At 46.1% G+C, this 20,956-nt stretch carries 22 protein-coding genes; 4 read left to right on the top strand and 18 right to left on the bottom strand.

Going from position 1 to position 20,956, the window contains the following annotated elements; translation table 11 throughout:
* Window positions 1–43 precede the first annotated feature (43 nt).
* The gene (locus DWX00_RS02200) at window positions 44–1,285 is read right to left on the bottom strand and encodes an Nramp family divalent metal transporter (protein ID WP_118594598.1); all 1,242 of its coding nucleotides are present in this window, start codon (window positions 1,283–1,285) and stop codon (window positions 44–46) included.
* A 216-nt stretch (window positions 1,286–1,501) separates the two neighbouring features.
* On the opposite strand from DWX00_RS02200, the gene DWX00_RS02195 reads away from it, so the two are divergent.
* Window positions 1,502–1,984 (top strand): hypothetical protein, encoded by a 483-nt coding sequence (locus tag DWX00_RS02195; RefSeq protein WP_022462640.1) that lies wholly within the window; start codon window positions 1,502–1,504, stop codon window positions 1,982–1,984.
* Window positions 1,985–2,266: 282 nt separating this feature from the next.
* On the opposite strand, the gene DWX00_RS02190 is transcribed toward DWX00_RS02195, so the two are convergent.
* The 8 genes from DWX00_RS02190 to DWX00_RS02160 form a co-directional block, all read right to left on the bottom strand.
* Window positions 2,267–3,649 carry a uracil-xanthine permease family protein gene (locus DWX00_RS02190; protein WP_117804221.1) on the bottom strand — a complete coding sequence of 461 codons (1,383 nt, stop codon included), beginning with the start codon at window positions 3,647–3,649 and terminating at the stop codon, window positions 2,267–2,269.
* Window positions 3,650–3,729: 80 nt separating this feature from the next.
* Window positions 3,730–4,389: a TatD family nuclease-associated radical SAM protein gene (locus DWX00_RS02185; RefSeq protein WP_022462642.1), complete on the bottom strand. Its 660-nt coding sequence runs from the start codon at window positions 4,387–4,389 to the stop codon at window positions 3,730–3,732.
* Complete coding sequence (locus tag DWX00_RS02180; RefSeq protein ID WP_118594597.1) at window positions 4,389–5,225, bottom strand: pyridoxamine kinase; 837 nt, start codon at window positions 5,223–5,225, stop codon at window positions 4,389–4,391. The genes DWX00_RS02185 and DWX00_RS02180 overlap by 1 nt, the downstream gene beginning before the upstream one ends.
* 187 nt (window positions 5,226–5,412) lie before the next feature.
* On the bottom strand, window positions 5,413–5,622 hold the full coding sequence (locus DWX00_RS02175; protein WP_118594596.1) for a hypothetical protein: 210 nt from the start codon (window positions 5,620–5,622) through the stop codon (window positions 5,413–5,415).
* Entirely contained in the window at window positions 5,571–5,783 is a 213-nt protein-coding gene (locus tag DWX00_RS20680) for a beta-galactosidase trimerization domain-containing protein (protein ID WP_416388408.1), read from the bottom strand. Before DWX00_RS20680 ends, DWX00_RS02175 begins: the two co-directional genes overlap by 52 nt.
* A gap of 25 nt (window positions 5,784–5,808) precedes the next feature.
* Complete coding sequence (locus DWX00_RS20285) at window positions 5,809–5,940, bottom strand: hypothetical protein (RefSeq protein ID WP_256372457.1); 132 nt, start codon at window positions 5,938–5,940, stop codon at window positions 5,809–5,811.
* Window positions 5,941–6,126: 186 nt separating this feature from the next.
* Window positions 6,127–7,050: a SufB/SufD family protein gene (locus DWX00_RS02165; RefSeq protein ID WP_055219683.1), complete on the bottom strand. Its 924-nt coding sequence runs from the start codon at window positions 7,048–7,050 to the stop codon at window positions 6,127–6,129.
* The gene (locus tag DWX00_RS02160; protein WP_055227049.1) at window positions 7,050–7,781 is read right to left on the bottom strand and encodes an ABC transporter ATP-binding protein; all 732 of its coding nucleotides are present in this window, start codon (window positions 7,779–7,781) and stop codon (window positions 7,050–7,052) included. Before DWX00_RS02160 ends, DWX00_RS02165 begins: the two co-directional genes overlap by 1 nt.
* A 230-nt stretch (window positions 7,782–8,011) precedes the next feature.
* Between DWX00_RS02160 and DWX00_RS02155 the strand changes: the two genes are divergently transcribed.
* Window positions 8,012–8,668 carry an SDR family NAD(P)-dependent oxidoreductase gene (locus tag DWX00_RS02155; protein ID WP_118594594.1) on the top strand — a complete coding sequence of 219 codons (657 nt, stop codon included), beginning with the start codon at window positions 8,012–8,014 and terminating at the stop codon, window positions 8,666–8,668.
* Window positions 8,669–8,786: 118 nt separating this feature from the next.
* Here DWX00_RS02155 and DWX00_RS02150 read toward each other — a convergent pair whose 3' ends face one another.
* On the bottom strand, window positions 8,787–9,593 hold the full coding sequence (locus DWX00_RS02150) for a class I SAM-dependent methyltransferase (RefSeq protein WP_055227053.1): 807 nt from the start codon (window positions 9,591–9,593) through the stop codon (window positions 8,787–8,789).
* 68 nt (window positions 9,594–9,661) lie between these two features.
* Window positions 9,662–10,306, bottom strand: a complete 645-nt coding sequence (locus DWX00_RS02145; RefSeq protein WP_118594593.1) for an L-2-amino-thiazoline-4-carboxylic acid hydrolase — start codon at window positions 10,304–10,306, stop codon at window positions 9,662–9,664.
* Window positions 10,307–10,892: 586 nt separating this feature from the next.
* On the opposite strand from DWX00_RS02145, the gene DWX00_RS02140 reads away from it, so the two are divergent.
* A complete protein-coding gene (locus tag DWX00_RS02140; RefSeq protein ID WP_118594592.1) occupies window positions 10,893–11,825 on the top strand; it encodes an AEC family transporter in 933 nt (310 codons plus the stop codon).
* A 64-nt stretch (window positions 11,826–11,889) separates the two neighbouring features.
* On the opposite strand, the gene DWX00_RS02135 is transcribed toward DWX00_RS02140, so the two are convergent.
* From DWX00_RS02135 to DWX00_RS02115, 5 genes are all read right to left on the bottom strand, one after another.
* Window positions 11,890–13,572, bottom strand: a complete 1,683-nt coding sequence (locus DWX00_RS02135) for an AAA family ATPase (protein ID WP_118594591.1) — start codon at window positions 13,570–13,572, stop codon at window positions 11,890–11,892.
* 210 nt (window positions 13,573–13,782) lie between these two features.
* The gene (gene rhaD / locus DWX00_RS02130) at window positions 13,783–14,604 is read right to left on the bottom strand and encodes a rhamnulose-1-phosphate aldolase (RefSeq protein WP_055265851.1); all 822 of its coding nucleotides are present in this window, start codon (window positions 14,602–14,604) and stop codon (window positions 13,783–13,785) included.
* 45 nt (window positions 14,605–14,649) lie between these two features.
* Window positions 14,650–16,071: an arabinose isomerase gene (locus tag DWX00_RS02125; RefSeq protein ID WP_118594590.1), complete on the bottom strand. Its 1,422-nt coding sequence runs from the start codon at window positions 16,069–16,071 to the stop codon at window positions 14,650–14,652.
* Window positions 16,072–16,105: 34 nt separating this feature from the next.
* Window positions 16,106–17,506, bottom strand: coding sequence for a rhamnulokinase (rhaB, locus tag DWX00_RS02120; RefSeq protein ID WP_117804236.1), 1,401 nt, complete (start codon window positions 17,504–17,506; stop codon window positions 16,106–16,108).
* A 256-nt stretch (window positions 17,507–17,762) separates the two neighbouring features.
* Window positions 17,763–18,617: a YitT family protein gene (locus tag DWX00_RS02115; protein ID WP_022461234.1), complete on the bottom strand. Its 855-nt coding sequence runs from the start codon at window positions 18,615–18,617 to the stop codon at window positions 17,763–17,765.
* A gap of 223 nt (window positions 18,618–18,840) precedes the next feature.
* On the opposite strand from DWX00_RS02115, the gene DWX00_RS02110 reads away from it, so the two are divergent.
* Entirely contained in the window at window positions 18,841–19,146 is a 306-nt protein-coding gene (locus DWX00_RS02110) for a helix-turn-helix domain-containing protein (RefSeq protein WP_243037930.1), read from the top strand.
* A 32-nt stretch (window positions 19,147–19,178) separates the two neighbouring features.
* On the opposite strand, the gene DWX00_RS02105 is transcribed toward DWX00_RS02110, so the two are convergent.
* Together DWX00_RS02105 and DWX00_RS02100 are read right to left on the bottom strand one after the other, a co-directional pair.
* Window positions 19,179–20,543: an MFS transporter gene (locus DWX00_RS02105; RefSeq protein WP_118594589.1), complete on the bottom strand. Its 1,365-nt coding sequence runs from the start codon at window positions 20,541–20,543 to the stop codon at window positions 19,179–19,181.
* A gap of 18 nt (window positions 20,544–20,561) precedes the next feature.
* On the bottom strand, window positions 20,562–20,954 hold the full coding sequence (locus DWX00_RS02100) for a VOC family protein (RefSeq protein ID WP_117760520.1): 393 nt from the start codon (window positions 20,952–20,954) through the stop codon (window positions 20,562–20,564).
* Between the last annotated feature and the right edge of the window lie 2 nt (window positions 20,955–20,956).

Genomic DNA, 20,956 nt, shown 5'->3' with positions numbered 1-20,956 from the left:
GGGAGCAGCGCAGCGGACTTCTTTTTTTTATTTCTCATTCTTTTTACTGCACAAACAGCAGCGCGATATTCAGCAGTGTCACAATCACCGCAATCGCAAACAGGGCAATTTTCAGCTGCAGACTGTTCGCGTATTTTCCCATGACTTTTTTCGAGGACGTCAGATAAATCTGTGTAAATACCGTAATCGGGAGCTGCATTCCAAGGAACATCTGTGAATAGAGAAGGCCCTGGAACGGGGAATCAATCAGAAGAATGACCGCTGCGGCCGGGATCATGGTAAGAAGGATTCCCCAGCGTGTCTCCTTACTCTTGATCTCATACGGCTTGTTAAAAATCCCCGAAAAAATCGTTCCGCCCGCCATTCCCGCGGTGATGCTCGATGAAATTCCGGCGAGCAGAAGCGCTGCTGCAAAAATCACCGATGCGGCATTTCCAAGGAGAGGTGTCAGCATCTTTCCCGCCGTTGCGAGATCATCCACCTGCTTTGCATTCTGCGGCTGGAAAAACGTTGCGGCCGCCATCAGGATCATTGCACTGTTGATGGCCCATCCGATGATCATGGAAAACAGGGTGTCTTTGAACTCATACTTTAACTGGCGCGCAATCACCTCATCATCCTCAAGATTCCACTGGCGGCTCTGAATAATTTCCGAGTGGAGAAACAGGTTGTGCGGCATGACGACCGCACCGAGGACGCTTAAGATGACCGGCATTGAGTGCTCTGGAAACGACGGTTTTACCCAGCCGACAGCCGCCTGCGCCCAGTCGATATCGGCGATCCAGACCTCGAAGAGGAACGAAAAGCCGATCAGCGAGACAAACACAATGATCAGTTTTTCAATCCGTTTGTAAGCACTTGTAAACTCACAGATCAGAACCAGCACGAGAATCATCATGCTGCCGAGCTTGATCGGAATGCCGAACAGCATCTGGAGCGCAATCGCACCGCCGAGGATCTCCGCCATTGCGGTCGCCACCGCTGCCATCATCGCCGTCGCAAGAATCGTGTTTTTCAGCCACGCAGGCAGATAGAGGCTCGCCGCCTCCGAGAGGCACTTTCCCGTGACAATGCCGAGATGCGCCGCATTGTGCTGCAGAAAAATCAGCATGATCGTGGACAGGGTGACCATCCACAGAAGCTCGTAGCCGTAACCCGATCCGGCGGCAATGTTGGATGCCCAGTTTCCCGGGTCGATAAAACCGACCGTGACAAGAAGTCCCGGGCCGAGATAGCGGAGAAAATTCATGCCCGCCGTCTCTTTTCGTTTTCGATTTTGTTTCATATTCTTTCCTTTCTGACAATTTGATGCGGAACCGGCCCATCCAGGACCGGCAGAAATCGTTTTGTTGTGGTTTTGGCTGCTTTAGTTAGTTACAACTAACCGCATTGTACATGGGATTTTTCAAAAAGTCAAATCCTGTTTTCTCTTTCTTGTGCTTCACCGTCCGCTGTGCTACAATAAAACTGCTTATTTTGAACTAAAAGGAGAATTTTTATCATGATACGACTTGCCGTCCCGGAGGATTTTACTTCGCTCATGTCAATCTATGCGTACGCCCGCTCTTTTATGCAGGAAACCGGAAATCCGAATCAGTGGGGAAACCATTTTCCGCCGGAGGAGCTGATTCACAACAGAATCCGTGACAAACAGCTTTTTGTCCTGGAAGAAAACGGCACGCTGCACGGCGCGTTTGCCTTCATCATCGGTGAGGATCCGACGTATCTGCAGATCGACGACGGCTCCTGGCTCTCCGATGCGCCGTATGGCACGATCCACCAGGTTGCCTCAGACGGAACAATCCACGGATTTTTCTCCCAGATCGTCGATTACTGCTGGACACAGATCCCGCACCTGCGCGTCGATACGCATACGGACAATCAAATCATGCAGCATCTGATCCAGAAAAACGGATTTGAACGGCGCGGCATCATCTACGTACTGAACCACTCTCCGCGGATTGCATTTGAGCGCGTAAAATAAAACACCAAACGAAAACACCGGATCGTCACCGCTTCGCAGACTTTTCAGCCGCGGAATCACCGTTGGATCCAGGTAATATAAGGATCCGACGACCTGTCCCATCATCCCCTTTTTCGATCTTTCGTGTGTCATTTTTTTACCAACCTTATATCTTCTTACCCTCCAATATACACTTGCCCGTACCGAAATGCAAAGAAAATCCGCTTTTTCCCCTCTGTTTCTGCACATTCCTTTGTGCAGAATACAGATGCAGAAAAAACGGATTTTCTTTTGCATTTTTCTTTATGCGTGGATTCCTCTGTTCTCGTCTCCGGTCTCGTTTACGCCGAATTCGTAATCGTTGCCCGGCAGAATCATGTTCAGCAGGATTCCTGCGATGGCTGCAATGGCAAGTGCAGTCAGGGTGACGGTCGTTCCGCCGATCGTAAAGGAGAGACCGTTGCTGAAGCCCAGTCCGCAGACAAAGATGACGCCCGCAATAATCAGGTTTCTTGATTTCGTCAGGTCTACCTTGTTCTCAACCACGTTGCGCACACCGATGGCAGAAATCATACCGTACAGCATGAAGCTGACGCCTCCGATGATGGAGGACGGCATGGTGCTGATGAGTGCCGATACCTTCGGAATGAAGCTGACGATAATCGCAAAGACTGCGGCAATACGGATGACTCTCGGGTCATGTACGCGGCTCAATTCCAGAACGCCGGTGTTCTCGCCGTACGTCGTGTTGGCCGGTCCGCCGATGAAACCTGCCATTGCGGTTGCAAGACCATCACCGAGCAGGGTTCTATGCAGGCCCGGATCAGAAAGGAAGTTCTCTCCTACGGTTGCAGAGATCGCCGACATATCGCCGACATGCTCCATCATAGTCGCGATCGCGATCGGTGCCATGATCATAATGCTGGTCAGATCGAATTTGCAGAGCTGCAGCGGCGGAAGTCCGACGATGCCTGCCTGTGCAACCGGCGCAAAGTTGATGATCACGGATCCGTCCGGATTTTTGATGCCGAGTGCATTCAGGACAACTGCCACAGCGTAGGCAATCACAACGCCCATCAGAATCGGAATGATTTTGAGCATTCCTTTTCCCCAGATGTTGAAAATGATGATGACTGCCAGCGCAACCAGTGCCAGGAACCAGTTCGTCGAAGCATTATTAATGGCGGAACCAGCAAGGCTGAGGCCAATGCAGATGATAACCGGACCTGTGACAACCGGCGGCAGGTAGCGCATCACGCGTTTGACGCCGACCATGCGGATGATCAAGGCAAAAATCAGGTACAGAAGACCTGCTACCACAATACCTCCGCAGGCATAGGCTGCCTTGTCGTTGACACTCATGCTGGCATATTTTCCGGTATTCAGGTTTGCAACAGCGGCGAAACCGCTTAAGAATGCAAACGAAGAACCAAGAAATGCCGGTACTTTAAATTTCGCGCACAGATGAAACAGCAGGGTTCCAAAGCCGGCGCAGAACAGTGTGACGGATACGGTAAGACCGCGGGACGGCCCCTCGCCGCATGCGTCTACAAAGTAGCTGTTTACCAGAATCGGCACCAGAATGGTTGCACCGAACATGGCAAACATGTGCTGCAATCCGAGAATCAGCATTTTAGGAATACCGAGCTTTCTCGCATCGCGGATGACTCCATTAGACTCGTTCATACGTCTCTCCCTCTCTTTTGTTTTTCTTTCCCATTATAGGCGTTATGTCGTTCAAATACAAGCGAAAGATTGCGGGCCTCTCAATTTTCAAACGGGCGGACACGTAAAGTAACTCCTAAGGTATCGCAGATCTCCTGGCACTTCTGAATTTTCTCCTCTGGCATGACTTTCTCGACAACCGTCATCACAACATTCGGCACATACTGTTTGGAAAGAACCGCAAACTCCTTGATCGCCTCGTACGACTGGATGCCGAATTTCGACCGCGTGAGCTCCAGAAATTCCTTTTCATCCGGCGCGTTTAAGGAAATCGAGACGGTATCGAATCTTCCCTTTAATTCCGGGGTGACATCTCTTCCATAGATCAGGTTGGCAAGACCGATCGTATTCAGACGCACTTTCAGGTTCGGATACGTTTCTTTTAAGGAATCGATCACCCGACAGACATCCTCAAGCCGCTCAAGCGGTTCTCCGAAGCCGCAGAAGACCAGTTCATTGATCACGTTCAGATCGTACTGTGCGAACAGCTCCAGCATCGTCTCAACGGATGGCTCGCCCTCTTTTAACCACAGTGTATTTCCCTCCTGCTGCTGTTTCGTCTGGCGCAGACAGAACACACAGCTGCACGGGCATTTGTTTGTCATGTTGACATAGACATTTTTTCCGGTAAGATCGCCGCTCTTTGCAAGGTCGAGATACCCTTCCTCGCCGACGGCTCCGGTTACAGTATATAAATACATTACGCTTCCTCCGTTAAGTCCTTCATAAACATTTCAAAGCAGAGTCCCCAGTAGCTCGGCACTTCGTTTTCTTCGCAGTAGCGGATGCATTTCGATACGTAATCCGCCGCCTTTTTCACCGACTCGTACAGGCTGTGGCCGTTCAGATACATGCCTGCGATAATTGCCGCAATGACATCTCCCGTACCGCTCCGGTCGCCGCCGATGCGGTCTACCATGACAATCTGGAAGTCTTCGCCTTTGTTATAGATAAAGTTGGCAATCTGCGTCTGGTTAAAGTGGATGCCCGTCACCACGATGTGTTTCGGTCCCCGCTTTGCCAGTTTTCCGCACATCTCTTTCAGCTCCTCAATCGAAGCCCCGTTCTCCGGATACGGCGCATCGATCAGTGTGCAGAGCTCTGTCAAGTTCGGCGTGATGATATCCGCGTAGTGAACCAGTTCTTTCATCTTTTCGCACATCTCTTTCGTGTACGTCCGATACAGCTTCCCATAGTCTCCCATGACCGGATCGACGATGACAAAGTTGCGGTCCGTCTTAAAATGGCGGATAAAATCAAGCACGATATCCACCTGCTGTTCCGATCCTAAGAAGCCGGTCGAGATCGCATCGAAATCGAGCTTCAGATCCTTATAGGTCTGAATGTAATCCTTCATCCGGTCAGTATAATCATCAAAGTAATACGTCGGAAACTGCGTGTGTGCTGAGAGAATTGCGGTCGGAACTGCCACCGCCTGAATCCTCAGCGCCGACACGATCGGCGCCATCACAGCCGTCGAGCACCGTCCAAAGCCTGTCAGATCGTTAATCAGCGCTATTTTTTTCTGTTTTTCCATGTTGTTCTCCTCTTTTTTTCAGGATGCCTCCGCATCTGTTTCATGTCTATTTTTGCACACTCGCGTCTTATTTACAAGTTTTTTCCGCACAAAAAGAAAAGGGGCTGTCGGGAAATAGACAGCCACGTATGTAAAATGATCGGATAACTGAATTTTGTCTTTTTTCTGATTCATTTCTGCTCTCTCTTTAAAGTTTTTCCGTCTCCTCGCGCAGCGCTGCCGTCAGCTTTCTTGTCATCTCAAGATAGCTGTTCAGCTCTTCTACCGAAAGTTTTCCATATGCACGGATCTCTGCCCCGCGCAGCCGGTCCGTCGTATTTTTCTCCAGTTCCCGTCCGGCATCCGTCAGCAGAATCCTCTTTTTGTTCCGCGTTCCCGGGATGAGCTCGAGCTCCACAAGGCCTTTCTGTGCCAGTCCCGCATCACCTGCTCCATCAGAAGCTTCGTGATCTTCTCTTCCAGGCCGCAGCCCACGTAATACAAAGTTCCCCTGCTGGTCTGTTTTCTCGTCACAGCTGCGAATTCCAAATAGAACGCATCCGCGTAATGGAACAGCACTTCCGCATCCTGCACCTGAATGATATCACGGAAGAAACTCTGTATGTCTTACCAGTCCCTGATCGTTAATGCCGAACGCATAGCTGTTGGATCTGGTCTGCAGCAGGAAAATATTTTCGGAATGATTGATCACAATACCCATTTTCGCTTTCCCCATTTCTCTATCTTGTATCTTTCCTTTTTTCAACAGTACAAATTTATCATATGTTAAAAGTCAAAATATTTTACTTTTTATTTTAGTAAAATTTACTACCTGCTTTTGTGAAAAATGCACAAAAAGAGGTATCTCCATCTATGCAGACTGGAAATGCCTCTTTTTTGTTCTCTTGTTTCCTTTTTTTCTTCAGCTCAGGAAGTTTTCAATAATGACGTTTTCCGCCTCCGCTTCCGTCATGCCGAGCGTTCTGAGTTTCAACAGCTGCTCGTCATTGATCCGTCCGATCGCCGCCTCGTGGATGATTGCCGCATCCACATGCTTTGCCTGGATCTCCGGAATAGATCCGACCTGGGCGTGATCCATGATGATAGAATCGCACTGGATATGGGCGTGGCATTTGTTTTTGCCGACTGCCTTCGGATGGAAGACCTGGGAGGAATTGCCCTTTCCGACAGAACGTGAAATAATCTGTGCGGAAGAACCGCTTCCGTTCATACATACTTCAATATCCGACTCTGCCTTCTGGTCACCGTCTGTCATCAGACGTTCGAGCACGAACAGTTTGGAGTTTGCATCCATCACAACATTCGTCGTACGAATTGTTGAGTCAACGCCCTTAATCTGTACGGTATCCAGCGTAAAAACGGAATTTTCTCCGATTTCAATATTTGTCACCGGGTTCAGAATCCGCTGTCCCGTTCCGTTTCCCTCTCCGTAATGCTTTTCCTCGTAGCGCACGTTGGCATTTTTTCCTACATGGAACGTATGGATACCGTCGTGCCGGCTGTCGTTGCAGCCGCCGTTGTGGATACCGCAGCCCGCTACAATCGTAACATCGGCGCCGTCCGCAACGTAGAAATCATTGTAAACAAGATCCGTCATACCGGAAACGCTGACGACAACCGGGATAAATACTTTTTCGCCTTTTGTCTCGCCGTCAATCAAAATATCAATGCCCGGCTTATCCTCTTTTTTGCGGATTTTGATATGTTCACTGTCACCGTGGCAGAGCGGAATGCCGTTCTGGCGGAGATTGTATGCCCCTTTCTGCTCAAATCCCTCGCTGATCTGATTTAATACGCCCTGGGTTGTCTCATCTACCTGTACCATCAGCATGTGCCTCCTTCCTGGCCGCACATCCGGCCTGTTTTCTGCTGGAACAGGGTCGGCAGTACGTCTTCCTTTGTACCGTATTCTTTCACCTGGCCGTCCTCGATCACCATGATCTTGTCTGCCATCTGGATAATGCGTTCCTGATGGGAAATGAGGATCAGACATTCTTTCTTCTCTTTGTGGATTTCTTCAAACCGTTTGATCAGCATGGAAAAGCTCCACAGGTCAATGCCGGCCTCCGGCTCATCGAAAATGCTGACCTTATGCGGTTTTGCAAGAACCGTTGCGATCTCCAGACGCTTCATCTCTCCTCCCGAGAGCGTACCGTCCATCTGGCGGTTCAGGTAATCGGCAGAGCAGAGTCCGACAGCGGAGAGGAGTTTACAGCTCTCGGCTTCCGTCAGTTCTTTTCCGGCTGCCAGCGACAGCATTTTTTTCACCGTCATTCCTTTAAAACGCGGCGGCTGCTGGAATGCATAGCCGATGCCGGCGTTTGCACGGTGGTCAATATCATAACCGGTAATATTTTCCTCATCCAGGAAGATTTCTCCGCCATTGGCGTCCTCAATTCCTGCAAGCACTTTGGCCAGCGTTGATTTTCCGCCACCGTTCGGTCCGGTAATCACCAGCATTTCCCCGTCCTTTACCTCAAAACTGATGTGGTTGACGAGGCAGCGTTTTCTTCCCTCTTCGTTTACTTCAAAGGTAAGATTGTCTACTTTCAGCATATTTGCACCTCTTTTGTTTTCACTCTTTGCAGGGATAATCCCCCTTTCAAAAACTCTACTCCTTCTCCTAAAATCTGTCAATTATTTGTTGTGGTTTTGAGAGACTCTTTTGTTTTATGCAGTGATTTTTCCCGTAACATTTTCTTTTCCTGCATTCTTTTTCGTTTCTTCTGGATCGCATGCTGTGTTTGCGGTATAATGAGGGTAATATTTCATCGGGAGGTTATCGTATGCGTGTACTTATTACAGGAACCAGCTCCGGAATCGGAAAGGCGATTGCGGAGAAATTTTTAAAAGAAGGCTTTGATGTTACCGGATTTGACCGGAAGGAGGCTTCGATCAGCCAGGATTCGTATACTCATTTCTGCCTTGATATCCGCGCCAAAGAACAGTATCCGGCACTTGCGCCTTTTGATATTGTCATCAACAACGCCGGTGTGCAGAACGAGGATGATATTGATATCAATTTAAAGGGAACCATCGCAATCACGGAGGCGTACGGAATTCATGACACCATCCGCGCCATCCTCATGATCGGCTCGGCCAGCGGCCATACCGGAGCTGAATTTCCGGAATACACCGCAAGCAAGGGCGGTGTGCTCGCCTACACGAAAAACGTGGCACTCCGCATTGCACCGTATGGCGGAACGTGCAACAGCCTTGATTTCGGCGGCGTACTGACCGAGTTGAATCTGCCTGTCACAGAAGACCAAAAGCTCTGGGATCATATCATGGAGCTGACGCCGCTGAAACGGTGGATGACCGTCGAGGAAGCAGCGGACTGGGCGTATTTTATGACCGTGACGAACCGGTTCTGCACGGGACAGAATATTCTGATTGACGGCCTTGAGGCGGGGAATGCACATTTTGTGTGGCCGGATGAATGATTTGTTAATTTCCTGCACAAACAAAAAACAGGTTCCCTGCACGGAAGCTTTTTGAGCTTTTCCGCTGCCGGGCTGCCTGTTTCTTTTCATTTCTTTTCATTTCTTTTCATTTCTTTTCTTACGCTTTTTCAAACACCAGAATTTTCTCTGCGAATTTGTGGATGATCGGCATCCACATCACCAGCTTGTAAATGGGATTCAGCGTTTCCATACCGCGGGCGATGTTGTCGTCTTTTACTTTTCGGAAACCGGCGGCAATGTCGCCCAGGTCTGCAAAGCTGTTCGCACCCCAGGTAAACGTCGCGCCCGTCGCCTGAATAGATTTTTCGATGTTTTCTTTCTTTACAAAGTACGGGCACAGCGTTTCCATGCAGACGTAGGCATTGTCGAAATGATCGCGGATGATGGCGAGCATCATTCTGACCTCATCCGCTTTCATGTACATGGTCAGACCTTCGATAATGAAAAGCATTTTGCCCCGCACTTTTACCTGATCGGCCCATGCCGGGTCGAGCACGGAACACGCAATCGTGGAAACACGGCCGGATTCCTGATAGATGGAATCGCGCACCTCAATCGTCTCCGGCAGATCGAGATTGTACCAGGTAATTTTTCCATTATCCATGCGGTAAAACCGTGTGTCCAGACCACAGGCGATGTTGACGACGGTACAATCCGGGTTCTTTCGGATAAAGTCGCTGACCAGCTCATCAAACACAACACTCCGCGCTACGATTCCGCCGCTCATTGCTGTGTCCTTTTTCGCATTGCTGAAATCATAGTCGATGCGGTCAATCAGCTCTTCTGCTTTGGTGTCGCGGAACTTGTTTTTCGGATTTCTGCTGTGCATGGCACGGGCGTAGAAGCACTGCAGCATCGTCTCGGCAGTTCCATTCAGTTTTGGTTTTATTTTTTCATTGCTCATTCTGGGTGATCTCCCTTCTGTGTTTTATATTCTTCGATCCATTTCACCGGTTCCGTCCCGGTCTTATTTTATTTCGGATTTTCCACCTTGTCCCCCACGAACCAGTAATCACAGACCTCACCGCTGCCTGCCAGTGTATGGTCACGGTAGAGCTTCGCGTGCATCAGGGCTGCTGTCTTGTAATCAATGTCGCACATAATCGGCAGCACTTCCAGATAGCCCTCTTTTCGGGCGAATGTGTTCAGGGGACATTGGGTGAAGTGGTAATAAAAACCGTCCTGATGCTTCGTCTCATCAAAATGAAAATCCCACGAATACGCCTTATACTGCGGATGTGCTTCCAGCCAGGCGGCATCCTTATGCATCATCTTCGCAATCCGCGCCATGCCGCTCTTCTTATTCGCATTAATCATCAGGCCCATGGCTTTCAGAAGCGGGAAGGACATCATCTCCTCTGAGATTGTACGCAGTTCATCCACATAAATCTGTTTGTCCGACGCATCCCAGAGCGCAAGAAAAATGAGGCCTTCATAGAGATTCGACGCCATCGGGTTGTCCTTTCCGATATCATCGGCGCGGCGAAGCATGTCGCGGTAGATCTGGTTGGTCTTGCGGAGAAGCTCTGCGGTCTCCTCTTTTCCGTAGCGTTTTAGCAGACTTTTCTTTATTAAAGGAGTCAGCATGTTCCAATATTTGCTGGTGTATTCCATCATGGGCGGGTACCTCCATCTTACTTTTATTAGGATTCACTAACTGGCAGGTGTAAAATTGCCGCCTACAATGTAGAAAAATAGGCGGAATTTTACTTTTCATTATGAGGTTATTATATCACACTTTTTATTACTTTGTTTTAAAATCGCAAAAATTTCTTGACTATAATTCAGCCTTCCTTTATTATAGAAATTAAGAAATGGCCATCCTGCTCTCTGGTAAGCATGGATGGCCACTTCTTATAGCTATTTAATATTTTCGCCAGATCGGGTGATTGCGCTCACCTTCCGGCTGTCTTGTTAAGTATATTATATTGCAATCGTGTAATTTTGTCAAATCAAAATAGCGCCCCTGCTCTGGTAAAGTTAGGCGCTATTTTTAGTTAGAAGCTTTATCCGGCGGTCAGGTGTACACTGACCAACGGCTCTCTTGTCGAATATATTATATGACAGCATTTTCTTTTGGTCAACAGCCATTTTTCTTATATTTTCACCATTATTTCGACCCAAATCTCTCAAAAAGAAATTGAAATCCCCTCTTCTCCACCTTATAATATTTTCTATAAGGCACACATATGGGGAGATTTTTATGACGATCAGTATTCTTCTTGCGCAGCAGATCGCGCAGCTTTTTCTTATGATTTTTATGGGCTTTTTAATCGTAAAAGCCGGACTTTTAAAGGATGAGGACAGCAAAGTTCTGTCGAAAATTGTGCTGTACCTGATCATTCCCTGCGTGATTCTGAATGCGTTTCAGGTCGATTACACGCCGGAAACAGTGCGGGGGCTGCTGGTTGCGTTTGCGGCTTCGCTTCTGATGCAGGTTGTGCTTCTTTTTGCGGTTTCAGCTCTTGGACGGGTGTTTCATTTGGATGCGGTTGAGATAACTTCTGTTTACTACTCCAATTCCGGCAATCTGATTGTGCCGCTTGTGACGGCTGTTTTAGGAGCGGAATGGGTGCTTTACAGCTGTGTTTATATGAGCGTACAGCTTGTCTTTTTCTGGACGCACTGCAAAAAGGTGATCAGCCGTGAGGCTTCCTATGACTGGAAGAAGATTGTTCTGAACCTCAATATTATTTCTATTTTCGTCGGAATTCTTCTTTTTTTCACGGGCATCCGGCTTCCTGCGCTGGTCAACAATACGTTTCATTCTGTCGGAAGCATGGTTGGCCCTGCCAGTATGATTGTTACGGGTATGCTTTTTGCCGGCATGGACTTCCGTCAGATTTTTGCGAATAAACGGATTTACTTCGTGACCTTTCTCCGCCTGATCGCCGTTCCGCTGATGGCGCTTGTTCTCTTAAAACTCAGCCATCTCGCCGACCTTTCCGCTGACGGACCGACACTGATTCTGATCGTTTTTCTCGCCATCATCACGCCATCTGCTTCCACGGTTACCCAGATGTGCCAGGTATACGGCAACGATTCGCGCTATGCCAGTGCCATCAATGTTGTTACTACGCTGGCTTCTATTGTGACGATGCCGCTTATGGTAATGCTGCTTCAGATGGTAATCTAATCACAATTAACAAAAAAACGCTGTCCCGCTTCCCCTTCCAGAGAAGCATTGACAGCGTTTTCTATTACCCAATTAATACCTTTTTCCCTTCAAACGCAAATCCATAATGCCGGATTCTTTCTTTTGGGATTCCCCGTTCTTTCAGTTCCGCGTCGTATTTCTTTATTTCAATCTGCGCCAGTGCTTTTTGTACCGTTTCCTGCAGCGTTTTTTCTTCCGTTTCTTTTACTTTAAATTCCAGAATCATAGCATCTCGATCCAAATTTCTGGGAATTAGAATCACATCGTATCTTCCATACCCACTTTCCCGATTGGAACGCACCTCATAAAGATCTCGCACTTCCACCAGCAGCCCAAGTACAAATCCATGATAAAACCGCTCTGGCTGGCTCCGCTCGGACGCATGTTTTCCAGCATCAAAATTACTAAATGTAGCAAGTGCAATATCATTCATATAGAGGTTCATCGCTTTTACATCCCCATTCAGCAATGCTTTGATAAATTCATTATAATTGGCAGATGCCGCTGCAAACCAGCTTTTGAACATATTCGAAAACATGCTCACAGTCTCCAGATTTGTGATGGAAAGAGAATACCACGGCTCCAGCGTCAGTCCTCTGTATTCAATCTCCTCCACTTTCAGATAACCGCTTGCCACCAACAGACTCCATACCGCACTTTCATCCTGTTCTAATTGTCCAAATATAATCTGCTCATCAAAATTAACTACAATTTGTTGTCTGTTGATCAGTTTTTCCAGTTCTTCCTTCATATTTACCGATGCCGACTGCAGGAGTTTGCTGATCAATCCATTGGAACTTGTAGCTGCCCAGTAGGGCCGCAGTTTTTTCTCTTTCAGATAATTTGTAATAGACCACGGATTGTAAATATCACGATGCGTGCCAAAGCAAAATCCGTCATACCATTGCTTTACCAGCTCTTTCTTTTCCGGCATTCCAAATTGATCTAATGATTGAAATACCTCTTTTTCTGTAAAACCAAAACAGTCTGCATAGGCATCCGATGTTGTTGTAATAACCGTCAGATTATTGAGGTCCGAAAAAACAGATTCTTTGGAAATACGGGTAATTCCAGTCATCACAGCGCGGTCCAGATATGGATTTGTTTTGAACGTCGCATTGAAAAGGCTTCTCATAAATCCGGCAAATTCACCCCAGTATCCATGAATATAGGCTTCCTGCATGGGCGTGTCATATTCATCCAGAAAGATCAAAACTTTTTTTCCATATAAAAGATTCAAATAACTGGAAAGATTTTTTAATGCATCCTGTGCTGTCACATCACTCATTTTTTCTGTAATTTCCAGCATCTGCTGTTTCTCATTTTGCGTAAAGCATTCTTCCTGCTCCAAATACCGATGTTGGCGATAAGCATCTACAATAATATTTTTTATCTTCTGCACTGCATCTTGATAGTTATTCTGTTTTACGTCCGCAAAGCTCAGAAAAATCACCGGATAAGTTCCCTGCAGTCTGCGGTATTTTTCCTGTTTCCAGATGGAAAGCCCTTCAAAGATGGTACCTTTTTCTGCATACTGTCTGGAAAAGAAACAATTCAGCATGCTCATATTCAATGTTTTGCCAAATCTTCTCGGACGTGTGATCAGCGTAATGTCATCTCCACTTTCCCACCATTGTCTGATAAAATCGGTTTTATCAACATAAAAATAATGATTTTCTCGAAGGGAAGCAAAATCCTGCTTTCCTATACTAATCGCTGAAGTCATATTTCATCTTTCCTTTCTGAGCGCAGACACACCAGCATTTTCTGTCTGATAATGAAATGTTCCACTGTTTTCTAATCGATAATCTTATCTTATAGTTTATCAAATTCCGAAAGAAATTAATAGACTTTTTCTTCTGCACAGCAAAAAAATGGCCGTCCCATTCCTCAGTGCAAGGATCAGACGGCCATTTTTCACTATCAGTTTCCAGTTTTATTTCTCATACAAAAACTCTTCCGGAAGTGTTACGCCGAAGTCTTTTGCCAGATGGCGGAATTCATCCGGTGTGATCGTCTGGCGTTTCGTTGGCTGCATAGAAAGTGTTTTTACCAGGATTTCTGCAGATTTTTCTGCGGTATGCATCAGACCGAAGGTCAGGTCAAAATCAAAGCCGGCGGCGAACATGCCGTGGTGTGCCCAGATAGCAAGATCATATTTCTTCATCAGCTCGCTCGTGGCAACGGCGATCTCTCTGCCTCCCGGAACCATCCACGGAACGACACCTATTCCGGACGGGAATACAACAGGACACTCGGTTGCCATCTCCCAGAGTTCGCGGGTAAATACTTTATCTTCCAGCGGCAGAACAAAGGTAAGCGCGATCACGTTGGTGGTATGTGCATGGTACACAACGCGGTATCTTTCGTCCTGAAGTTTTTTTACCTCCAGGTTCATCAGATGGCTCGGAAGCTCTGAGGTCGGACGTCCTCCGTTGACGAGACCCCAGACGATGCGGTAATTTTCACCTTTTTCATCCAGCTCAATCATACAGATGCTGTCTTCCGGTTTGATTGTGACATTTCGGAAATATTTTCCGCTTCCGGTTACCAGGAAATACTCTCCCGCAAGATTTGGAACGGCGGTTCCGATCGGATTCCACTCTCTGGCCTCAAAATTTTCTTTTACCTCTTCAACCTCTTCCGGTTTCACACGGTAAGAAAGGTTTCCGCCGTTTCTCTCATGCCATCCCTGCTCCCAGCCATCATTTGCCATACGGATAAAGCCTTTTACAAATTCTGCATCTAAAAATTTCATGTTATTTCCCTCTTCTTTCTCTCTTTTCTCTTCTTTTATCGGTATTTACCGGCATACAACGTCTACCGGCACATCCAGGATTTTTGCCACTTTCAGAATCGTATCAATATGGTGTCCGACCGCAGCTGCCATATGATGTGTTGGTCCCGCTTCACTCCATCTGTTGCAGAACTCTCTTGCCCCAATAGAGAAACGTGTTCTCATATTGGTATCGCCAAAGGTAAAGATCGGACCATCCTCATTGACACCCTCTGCAGCAACAAATTTAAAGTGACCGTCTTTATCCTGCGTAATTCCAAGGTATGTAACATCGCCAACCGGCGGATAAAACTGCGTCAGATATCCGCCGCCCGTCTTGCCATGAAAGACATCAACGATTTTCATAGACGGTTTTCTCACCTGCGAAATATCAGCATCTCCCGATCCGGAGTGACCAATAATACAGATATCCTCATTGAAATCGATCGAATACATCTCAGAAAGCTGACCGGTTCCGGCGATTGTTTTCAGAATGCTCATTGCCATTGCAACTTTCATATCACCCTCTACGGCACAGGCTGTACCCTGTTTGATCAGCATGGAAAATGCCGGAATCAGCATGCTGTCCAGTTTTCCGGCAACCCCTTTTGCAAAGCCGTCATAATGGGATGCCACCATGCCAAGCTCTTCTTTTTTCACCCACTCTTCAAATGCAACGACATATTTTGCCATATCCCATACGGTCTCTACCGTTGCACCGCCCTCGATGTCAAAGGTATCCAGAATCTCCTCTGCCTTGGCGCGGATTGCGGCCTCATCTGTAACAGGATCCGCGATTGCCCATATTTTCTCCCAGTCGAACTGTTTCGTATAAAGTCCCATCCGGTTGTAAAGATTGGTTTCATCGATATACAGGTCCATCATTCCCGGATATGGTCTTCCGATCTGGGCAATATTGGTGTAGCGGAATCTTCTGCGTACCTGGGCTGCCCGGCACCACTCGTCGATTTCCTTTGCCACGTAAGCATCTCCGCCTTCTACAACACCGGTGATAACGGCATGACGTTTTCCTGCACGCTCCAGATCGGCTACCATCTCACCGACTGCTCCACAGGCATACAGCTCACCGAGCCATTTTGGCGTATCGGTATTCGCATAATCCGGTGCTTTCCGTTTCTGCACATTCACAAGTACAACCGGCACATTCAGGTCACGGACTGCCGGGAGCATATTGTAGCTGGTCGCGTAGGTCAGAAGCTGTAAAATAACAAGATCTACATCCGCTGCACGAAACTTATCTCCTGCTTCCATCGATAATTCTTTCGTTGTAACGATTCCACCATCGATCATTTCAACGGTATCCGGAATCGTCTTTTTGAACGCATCATACTGTGCCTCAAATTCCGGAACCAGCGTCGGGAACTGCGGCAGATATGCACCCAGTGCGATTGCAAATACACCTACTTTTGCTTTTGTTTCAACTAACATGTTCTTTGCCCCTTTTAACCTTTCGTCTCATTTTTTATGGCTCATATTGTTTGATTTCGAAGGAATGGAAAATACAGTTTCTCGCATCTTTCAAATTGCTGCATTCTTTTCCGGTGATCATCTGTACCGCCAGATTTCCGATGGCAGTTGCCTCGGTCGGTCCCGCCAGCACGGTTCTTCCGGTCTTTTCTGCTGTCAGCCGGTTCAGATAACCGGCATTGGCGCCGCCGCCTACGACATGAATAGTTCGGTACCGGCAGCCTGTTTTTTCTTCCAGTTCTTTTAATGTCTTTGCATAGCATACTGCCAGGCTGTTATAGATCACTGCTGCAACCTCTGCAATTCCCTGCGGTATCTGCTGGCCACTTTCTTCACATGCCTTCTGTACCTCGGCTGTCATATGTTCCGGTGCAAGGAAACGATCGTCGTTTGCATCCACGATAGATGGGATGGTGCATTTCGATGCCATTTCGCAGATCGTTCCAAAGCTTAAATCTTCTGCGATTTCTTTTTTCACAGACTGGACCATCCACAGACCCATGATATTTTTCAGGAAACGGTATTTTCTGTTGTAGCCGCCCTCATTGGTAAAATTGTGCTGCATAGCTTCTGTTCCGCAATCGGCCTCTTTTAATTCTGTTCCCATCAGAGACCAGGTTCCAGAGCTGATGTAGAGTACATGTTCCTCATTGCTTGGCACAGCGACTACTGCGGAGCCTGTGTCGTGTGTTGCGGGAAGAACAATCTCACAGTCGAAGCCGACCTGCTCCTGAATTTCTTTTTTCAGACGACCGATCACAGTCCCCGGTTCACGGATCGGCAGGAAGATTTTCTCCGGGTATCCCAGTTTTTGAATCATCTCCCTGTTCCAGTCCCCGGTTTCCGGATTGACGAGCTGGGTCGTTGTTGCATTTGTGTATTCCTGCGCTTTCACGCCGGAAAGCAGGAAATTCAGGTAATCCGGAATCATCAGCAACGTCTCTGCTTTTTCCAGCTGTTCCGGTTTTTTCTTCTTCCACGCCATAAGCTGATAAATACTGTTAAAAATCTGTTTCTGAATGCCGGTCGATGCATAGAGTTCTTCCTCCGGCACCGTGCGATAAACCTCCTCATCCATTCCTTTCGTGCGGTCATCGCGATAAGCAACGGCATTTCCGATCCGCTGATCATCCTTGTCCAGAAGGACAAAATCAACTGCCCATGTATCAATTCCGACACTCACCGGGATCTTTCCAAGTTCTCTGCATTTTTTCATTCCGGCCAACACGGCTTCAAAGAGTGCCTCGATATCCCACACCTTCTCACCGTCCCGTTTCTGCATTCCATTCGGGAAACGGTAAATTTCCTCGAGAACCATTTTCCCATCTTCCATATGCCCGAGAATATGCCTTCCGCTGGATGCTCCTATATCAATTGCTAAATAATATCTTTTCATACCCTTCCTCCATTTTCTGTCTCTAATTATAGATAACTTTATGTGGTAAAAAAAGAACACGCTTTGTCTAAAAAAGTGTCCTTATTTGCACTATAACGATGTCATTGATCGTATCCATCTGCATCCGTTCGCTCTTCTTCTCCTTCAGCCGCGCCGGAGTTTTTGCTCCATGGGGTAATTCAAGAAACGTTTTCACAGGAAATTACGGTAAAAAAATTCCGCAGCACTTCTGTGATTGAGGTGCTGCGGAACTTTTTTACATTTTAGGCTGATATCTCATGTTGGATACATTATAAACTGTGATAAACGCTTTCGGATCAAGTTTGTTGATAAAATTCATCAATTTCTGGTATTCTGTCTTGTCTACGATCGTGATGATTTCTTTGCGCTTCTGCATGTTATAGGCACCATAGGCTTCATAGATCGTAGCACCGCTGTGCAGCTCATGAAGAATAAATTCCCGAAGTTCTTCTTCCTTTGGAGTGATGATACATACCCGGCGTTTGATATTATGATCAAAAATAAAATGATCCAGAACAATTCCATTAAAATACGTTCCAAGAATACTCAGGACTACCGTTTTTTTGTCGTAAACGAGTGCTGCAGACAGGGCAACGCACATACCGGACAGCGACATAGCTTTTCCAAGCTCCATATGAAGATATTTATTCATGATCTTTGCTACAATATCAAGTCCGCCGGAAGAAGCATTTCTGTTAAAAAGAATACTGAGTCCCACACTGACTACAAGTGTATAGCACAGAACATCCAGCTCCTGACTGTTTGTCATCGAACCAAAATCCGGGAAGATTTTTTCAAAAAGTCCAAGAAAAACAGGAAGCATGATACTGGTGTAGACGGTTTTTACACCAAATTCTCTTCCGCAGGTAAAAAAGCCGATGATCAGAAGTACTACGTTCAGAATCATGGTGATGGCGGAAAGGGGCAACGGTACAAAGTTGGAAAGTACGATACCAAGACCCGAAATACTGCTGACAGAAGTATGGCTTGGTACCAGAAAAAAATAGACTGCCGCTGCAATAATAGCAACAGCTGCTGTCAGGATCAGGATTTCCAACAGAATCTGAGTATCCTTCAATTGTTTTTTCATGTTAATTCTCCGTATCTTATTTTTTATGGATGGGAAGATCCCTTCCTTATATTAATGGCATTTTGAAGATCTGTAAACCCTTTCCGGGAATCATTCCAACATATTTGTGTATCGTTATTGCTTTTCCGTCAGCTTTCTGTAATACATATCCTTTTTATTGCTTTTTTTCGTTCTATGCTACAATAAACTTAACATTATCTTGCAACGTAATCAGAAGAACAACATGAGCGAAAAGGGATTGACCAACATTAGTCTCAAAAAAATAAATAAATCAAAGGTTTACCAATATATTTACAGAAAGAAAAAGACCTCCAAGCAGCAGATCGTTCAGGAACTGCAGATGGGTTTATCCACAGTCAGCCAGAACCTCAACCTTCTGGAGCAGGAAGGTCTGATAGAAAAAAACGGCTTTTTTGCATCCACCGGCGGAAGAAAAGCAAACGCCATTCAGATTGTATCCGATTTTAAAATTTCTATTGGTATCGGTATTTTAATTTCCTCCCATCCTGGCTGTGTCCTGCTTCCGTAAAATCAATCAGCAATTCTTCCAATGCCACGATGTTAACTTTTTCTTCCATTTTTCAGTTCCTCCACAATCTCGTTATAACGTTTTTTATTTAACCGGTAGAAAAATAATACAACCGCAGTCACAATCCAAAGTGCACCTGGAATCGTCGTAAATGCATGTTTCATAATTGAAAGCACAATTGCATTTTGTGTCTGATTTGCAATATAACCATATTTTCCAAGTAATCCTGCTAAAAGTGCTGTTCCAACTGCCATTCCGATTTTATTTCCAAGTGAAATAAATGCATACTGAAAACCATCATTTCTAAGTCCGGTTTTCCACTCCCCATATTCCACACAGTCTGGAATAATTGCATAGATTGCGGTATTAAATCCAGAGAAAAAAAACTGTGTGAGACCAGATAATGCATAAAAAATAGCTGGTGATTCTTTGGCATTGAAGAAAAACATAGACAACATGGAAATTCCTGTAAATAAAGCAAAGAGAGATGCTGTTCTTCCTTTGTTATTCAACTTGCGGAATACTGGTTGAAAACAGGCTGCCCCGATGATAGAAGGAATAATGATGCACATCGAATAAGTTGTGTAGTAGGAGGCATTGCCTTCCACATATGTAAAATAATACAGAATATCTGCGTTTCTACCATATAATGTAAATCCAAATAATATCTGTCCTACCAATGCAAGAAGATATGGTCTGTTCTGCATGACTGCTTTCAACTGAACCTTTACAGAAATTTTTTCTTTTTCCGGAGTGATCACTGCCTCTTTCGTCTTCGCAAAGCAGAAGAAATGACAGGCTGTAAAAATACATCCATATATGACCGCAACCGTCAGATATCCTGTCTTTGCACTGTGACTGCCGAATTTGCTGAGCAGCGGAACTGTGATAATATTTAACACACCAATTGCAATCATCGCTGCAACCGAACGGGATGTATTTATTTTTGCACGTTCATCAATATCCTGTGTCATAGCACCACACAAGGTTCCATATGGAATATTCACACAGGTATACCCCAAAACCAGCAGACAATATGTACTTACCATATAAATGATCTTTCCATTCTGCGGCCAGTCAGGTCTTGCCCAGAATGTCATGACAAGAAGAATTGCTGTAATTGGTGCCGCTACTAACAGCCATGGACGGTACCGTCCCCATCTCGATTTTGTTTTATCCGTAAGTCCCCCGACGATTGGATCATTGATTGCATCCCAGAATCTTGAAAAAAGCATCAGTGCTGACACAGCCGCCATACTGATTCCGAACACGTCTGTATAAAATATCATCAGAAAATTACTGACGAACATCCAGCTGAAATTACATCCAACATCACCAAACCCATATGCAATCTTACTGATCAGCGGTACTTTTCCATTTTTGTTTTCGCTTCCCATATGTCTCTCCTATTTTTATCAGAGTTTCTGACAGAACTCTATTCTTTCCTCATTTGGTCCCTTAATCATAAAATACTTCACACCATTTTCCCAAAATGGTAGTTCTTCGATTCCGTCTGTAATAATTGTGTATTTTTCATTGCAGATTTTCTGATACATACTTTCAATGTCTTCCACATCAAGTGCAACATGTTGGTATGCACCGTCTGACATTGCCGCCTGCCCATTTTCAAAAGTCTCTATACAATAATTTTTTATCTGTAAAAATGCCACTTTTTCCCCTGCTTTTTCATTATAAGACTGCATAATCACTTCAAATCCAAGACTCTTATAAAACTCAACTGTTTTCTGTAAATCGTTTGTCGGAAGCCCGACATGGGCAACTCCGACAATTCCATATTTATTTTCCATAC

Origin of the sequence: Blautia sp. AF17-9LB, from assembly GCF_003479185.1 — a bacterium.
In the GTDB taxonomy this organism is placed as follows: Bacteria; Bacillota; Clostridia; order Lachnospirales; family Lachnospiraceae; genus Fusicatenibacter; species Fusicatenibacter saccharivorans.
This window is presented reverse-complemented; position numbering and strand designations above follow the sequence as displayed.

Excerpts from the sequence above, each read along its gene's own strand:
- DWX00_RS02200 (WP_118594598.1), bottom strand. The coding sequence starts at position 1,285 with ATGAAACAAAATCGAAAACGAAAAGAGACGGCGGGCATGAATTTTCTC.
- DWX00_RS02195 (WP_022462640.1), top strand. The coding sequence starts at position 1,502 with ATGATACGACTTGCCGTCCCGGAGGATTTTACTTCGCTCATGTCAATC.
- DWX00_RS02190 (WP_117804221.1), bottom strand. The coding sequence starts at position 3,649 with ATGAACGAGTCTAATGGAGTCATCCGCGATGCGAGAAAGCTCGGTATT.
- DWX00_RS02185 (WP_022462642.1), bottom strand. The coding sequence starts at position 4,389 with ATGTATTTATATACTGTAACCGGAGCCGTCGGCGAGGAAGGGTATCTC.
- DWX00_RS02180 (WP_118594597.1), bottom strand. The coding sequence starts at position 5,225 with ATGGAAAAACAGAAAAAAATAGCGCTGATTAACGATCTGACAGGCTTT.
- DWX00_RS20285 (WP_256372457.1), bottom strand. The coding sequence starts at position 5,940 with ATGGGGAAAGCGAAAATGGGTATTGTGATCAATCATTCCGAAAATATT.
- DWX00_RS02165 (WP_055219683.1), bottom strand. The coding sequence starts at position 7,050 with ATGGTACAGGTAGATGAGACAACCCAGGGCGTATTAAATCAGATCAGC.
- DWX00_RS02160 (WP_055227049.1), bottom strand. The coding sequence starts at position 7,781 with ATGCTGAAAGTAGACAATCTTACCTTTGAAGTAAACGAAGAGGGAAGA.
- DWX00_RS02155 (WP_118594594.1), top strand. The coding sequence starts at position 8,012 with ATGCGTGTACTTATTACAGGAACCAGCTCCGGAATCGGAAAGGCGATT.
- DWX00_RS02150 (WP_055227053.1), bottom strand. The coding sequence starts at position 9,593 with ATGAGCAATGAAAAAATAAAACCAAAACTGAATGGAACTGCCGAGACG.
- DWX00_RS02145 (WP_118594593.1), bottom strand. The coding sequence starts at position 10,306 with ATGATGGAATACACCAGCAAATATTGGAACATGCTGACTCCTTTAATA.
- DWX00_RS02140 (WP_118594592.1), top strand. The coding sequence starts at position 10,893 with ATGACGATCAGTATTCTTCTTGCGCAGCAGATCGCGCAGCTTTTTCTT.
- DWX00_RS02135 (WP_118594591.1), bottom strand. The coding sequence starts at position 13,572 with ATGACTTCAGCGATTAGTATAGGAAAGCAGGATTTTGCTTCCCTTCGA.
- rhaD (WP_055265851.1), bottom strand. The coding sequence starts at position 14,604 with ATGAAATTTTTAGATGCAGAATTTGTAAAAGGCTTTATCCGTATGGCA.
- DWX00_RS02125 (WP_118594590.1), bottom strand. The coding sequence starts at position 16,071 with ATGTTAGTTGAAACAAAAGCAAAAGTAGGTGTATTTGCAATCGCACTG.
- rhaB (WP_117804236.1), bottom strand. The coding sequence starts at position 17,506 with ATGAAAAGATATTATTTAGCAATTGATATAGGAGCATCCAGCGGAAGG.
- DWX00_RS02115 (WP_022461234.1), bottom strand. The coding sequence starts at position 18,617 with ATGAAAAAACAATTGAAGGATACTCAGATTCTGTTGGAAATCCTGATC.
- DWX00_RS02110 (WP_243037930.1), top strand. The coding sequence starts at position 18,841 with ATGAGCGAAAAGGGATTGACCAACATTAGTCTCAAAAAAATAAATAAA.
- DWX00_RS02105 (WP_118594589.1), bottom strand. The coding sequence starts at position 20,543 with ATGGGAAGCGAAAACAAAAATGGAAAAGTACCGCTGATCAGTAAGATT.
- DWX00_RS02100 (WP_117760520.1), bottom strand. The coding sequence starts at position 20,954 with ATGGAAAATAAATATGGAATTGTCGGAGTTGCCCATGTCGGGCTTCCG.